We start from the raw sequence: 3,856 nt of genomic DNA, 5'->3' as shown, positions 1-3,856 counted from the left end.
ACCAGCTCCGGCTGCTGGAAGCCGAACAGCAGGTCAAACAGCCAACTCACCTTGGCGGCCAGCACCGGCAGCAGGGCAACCCCCTGAAACGCTTCGCCGGTATAGCCCTTGTCGCCCGGGCCAAAGGTGAGCAACATCACGAAGGTGCTGATGATCAGCACACCCGGGATCACCGCCATCCCCAGCTCCACACCGGATTTGCCACCATCGAGCAGAGAGTTGAGGATCCGCAGCCAGCCGGGAGCCGCCTCTTTGGTCACCCCTACCTTGCGGCCGTCGGACGATACAGCGTCATCGTTCAGCACTTCCCCCACCAAGGGGCGGATCATCCGCTGCATCAGTCGGGTAGAGACCACCGAGCCCACCAGAGCACCGAGCAGACCGATCAGCGCCGCGCTGGCGGTAGATTCACCACTTGGCAACTGCAGGGTAGCCATAAAGGTGACCACGATCAGCCCCATGCCAAAAGCGGTGCCGAAGTTGGTGAGCGACACCAGTTGCCACGGGGTGAAGCCTTTGCGAAAGCGGCTGTCCTTGGCGAGGCTGATCACCGCCGGGTTGTCGGAGAAGAAGGTCATCAGCGCCGCCAGCGCGGTGCGGCCAGGCAGGCGAAACACCGGCTTCATCAGAGGGGCCAGCAGAACCTCCAGCAGGCGGATCACCCCGAACTCGCTCAAGAGCTGGCTCAGGGCACCGGAGAGCACCGTGATCCCCATGATAAAGAGCACGGTATTGAGCAGCAGCTGGTGGGCGGTATTGAACAGGGTGTTGACCATTGCAGAGAGGCCCATCTGGCTGCCGAGGTAACCGAACAGGCTGCCGAGAATAAGCAGCATCAGCACGGGTTCCATCCAGTTCCGAATGGCGGCAAGTCGCCCCTTTGACTCTATAACTACATGATTTTCCATATCTATCCTGCGGTTCATCTGTGCGTGTGTGGTTGTTTTTATGGTTAAAAAATGGCTGCGCCAAATAGAAAAAAGCCCTTGTCTTGCGACAAGGGCTTTTTGAATTGGCTCCTCCTACTGGACTTGAACCAGTGACATACGGATTAACAGTCCATGTACCAGTTCAAATCAGCCAAAGGCACCCAATCTGAGGGCTCACTTCAAGCGATGCGGCCTTCAACAAACTCATGAGCCCAATCCGGGGCAAAACCTAGGGCGATTAGCTCAATTCTTAGCCACCAAACCCCCTCGTAAGCTTCAAGAAATGGGGGTGAACAATACGTTAATTTACCCAGCTGGCTAATGAAACGCTGGGGTATAACTCAAGTATTCATATACTTAGAATTCTAGGCCATTCATCTGTTTGGGTAACACTGATTTTAAATAAAGCCCCCTTTGAGACAGATATCAAAAAAAACCACTACAGAGTGTTTTCTGCGTACAATATTGACCTATCTACAGGCAGTGAAGTACTGTATGCAAAACCAGTATTGAGGTATCATATGTTGACATCATTAGAGCTTTGTGCGGGTGCTGGAGGGCAAGCGCTTGGGGTTCATTTAGCAGGATTTAAGCACGTTGAACTAGTGGAAATTGATGCCCATGCATGCGAAACACTCAATTTAAATAGCATTAAACATAGTCTAAATTGGCCACAAACCATCCCAACAGATTTAACAGAATATAGGGCTGACCATCTTCTCGGTAAAATAGACCTAGTCGCTGGAGGCGTCCCATGCCCTCCATTCTCGAAAGCAGGAAAGCAGTTAGGAAAAGATGATGAAAGGGATATGTTCCCTCATGCATTACGGGTAATTAATACCGTTAAACCTAATGCTATAATGCTTGAAAACGTAGCTGGATTAATGGAGCCGAAATTCGCTGAATATAGAGAGCATATTCAGCATGAACTCTCAAAACTAGGCTATCAATCTGAGTGGAAGCTGCTACAAGCAAGCGATTACGGAGTGCCTCAATTACGCCCGAGAGTCGTTCTCGTTGCGATGCTTCCATGTTATTTTCATTTCTTCCGCTGGCCAGAAGGCAACAACGCATACACAAAAACTGTTGGGGAAGCACTATTAGACCTGATGGCTTCAAATGGATGGAAAGGCGCAGAAGCGTGGGCCCAAAAAGCAAATAAGATTGCGCCAACATTAGTCGGTGGCTCTAAAAAACATGGGGGGCCAGATTTGGGTCCAACTAGAGCAAAGGCAGCATGGCGAGAGCTGGGAGTTAACGGCCATCGACTAGCTGACACAGTACCAGGGCCTGATTTTGCAGGAGAGAAAGAAGGCTATGAAAATATGCCATTATTGACTGTAAGGATGGCGGCAAGAATACAAGGATTTCCCGATTGGTGGGAATTTTTCGGAAAGAAAACGCATTCATACCGTCAGGTAGGTAATGCTTTCCCACCACCTGTTGCGCAAGCAGTGGCCCAGCAGATTGCGAATGCGCTTCTTTCAGCTAAACAAGCAAAGAACGTCTCTTTGATTGTTAAAGATCCTGAATCAGCTTAATTATTACGTCATTAACGCTCGTAATACCGTTCGAGCTATCCACCTGACGTTCCAGCTTTCTTAGTAAGTCTGTGGGGATTGATACGGCAGTAGTGATCCCTACGACTTCAGGAAAAGCCCAACTGCAAACACGGCAATCTTCCTCACATTCAGCACATGCACGGCGCTTACCCACATTACATTCGTTACACAACGGTTGCCAGTTGGATAAGTCGTGCGACCCTCCTCGGCTCAAGGGAACCTTATGATCAGCTTGTAACCCTCTGACGCCAGGGGCCATAGCAACCCCACAGACAGCACATGTATACTCATGCCGACGAAACAACGTCGTTTTATCAGCCTCAGAGAGGTAGAGCCGAGTATTCCCAGCAGCTATATTTGCAGAATTTAGCCGCCAACAGTGCTCCCCCTCATGGTGCTGAGTTGATATATCACAACCAGATTCATCTCTTAACTCCCTAGCTCGCCTGTCAAAATATTTTTGACCAGTTAATTCAAGTAAATATGAGCTTTTTATCCAAGGCCCTGGAAATAAATCGTCAGTAGGCCAAAGAGCGCTCAATATTGTTTGTTTAACCTGACTTAACCGACTTGATGCTGTCAAAGTAGTTATGTAGTCTCGTAATAATATCGACATTGTACCATTACTCACTTGAAAACAATTTGCACAGTATAGCGTTGTAAAACCCTATCATTCAACTTGGAATAATGTGTATGTTGCATACACATACCGTTCTTATTCAACATAACCCCGAACTGAATTCCATAGAAAATATCGCAAAAAAAGAACGCCGTAGCACTTGGCTACGGCGTGTGTCTGAGGGTCAGAGTGACCCTGCGAATGAGGCTTCACAGCCACATAGGCAAGTAACGGATCACGCTCGTCGGGTTTTGGCCTCTATGTACGGCACGTCAATCTCATACCGCTCACCAATCAGCCGGTACAACCCGTTGATGAACTCATTGCGTCCCCAACCTCGCTTTGTAGCGAGCAAGGCGTCAACCTGTGCCTTGAGGATAGGATCGTAAGGCAGCGTCCTCAGTCGCCGCTCAACCTTCTCACGAAGGGTATCAGCACCATATGTTGGTGTCCTCGCCTTCAGTTCAGCCCACAGATGATCGGCCTCCAGCAGAAGCAAGTCACTGATAGAGCCAAAATTCAGACCACCAAGGACCACATCAACATTGTTGGCATTAGCCATGGGTCACCTCCAGTTCAGACAGACGTCGTTCAACCTCAGCCAGCCGCTCGGGCTTAAACAGAGGCCCAAGAGGGTAGCCAGGGAGCTGGCGTAGCAGCAGAGCCAGTACCCGCAACACCTCGCCAGTCACCGGTACAACATTCTCCGGTAGAGCGGCCCGCTTGCTGTTCTTGCAGGTGTCGAC

The 3,856-nt window shown here is 50.1% G+C and carries 5 protein-coding genes; 1 reads left to right on the top strand and 4 read right to left on the bottom strand.

Translation table 11 applies throughout. The features are described 5' to 3' along the window. A partial coding sequence (locus AB5Y92_RS19210; protein ID WP_368227405.1) for a nucleoside recognition domain-containing protein occupies window positions 1-908 on the bottom strand: 908 nt, incomplete at its 3' end. Window positions 909-1,450: 542 nt separating this feature from the next. Between AB5Y92_RS19210 and AB5Y92_RS19205 the strand changes: the two genes are divergently transcribed. After that, complete coding sequence (locus AB5Y92_RS19205) at window positions 1,451-2,470, top strand: DNA cytosine methyltransferase (RefSeq protein WP_368227404.1); 1,020 nt, start codon at window positions 1,451-1,453, stop codon at window positions 2,468-2,470. Here the strand turns inward: AB5Y92_RS19205 and AB5Y92_RS19200 are convergent. The 3 genes from AB5Y92_RS19200 to AB5Y92_RS19190 form a co-directional block, all read right to left on the bottom strand. Next, a complete protein-coding gene (locus AB5Y92_RS19200) occupies window positions 2,448-3,107 on the bottom strand; it encodes an HNH endonuclease (protein WP_368227403.1) in 660 nt (219 codons plus the stop codon). The genes AB5Y92_RS19205 and AB5Y92_RS19200 overlap by 23 nt on opposite strands. Before the next feature lie 238 nt (window positions 3,108-3,345). Then, a complete protein-coding gene (locus tag AB5Y92_RS19195) occupies window positions 3,346-3,672 on the bottom strand; it encodes a hypothetical protein (RefSeq protein ID WP_368227402.1) in 327 nt (108 codons plus the stop codon). Then, window positions 3,665-3,856, bottom strand: a 192-nt coding sequence (locus AB5Y92_RS19190; RefSeq protein ID WP_368227401.1) for a hypothetical protein, incomplete at its 5' end; no start/stop codon positions are given. The genes AB5Y92_RS19195 and AB5Y92_RS19190, both read right to left, overlap by 8 nt.

Origin of the sequence: Aeromonas sp. R1-1 (assembly GCF_040908495.1) — a bacterium.
Taxonomy (GTDB): domain Bacteria; phylum Pseudomonadota; class Gammaproteobacteria; order Enterobacterales; family Aeromonadaceae; genus Aeromonas; species Aeromonas veronii.
Note: the sequence above shows the minus strand (reverse complement) of the source record. Positions and strands in the feature narration are given on the sequence as shown.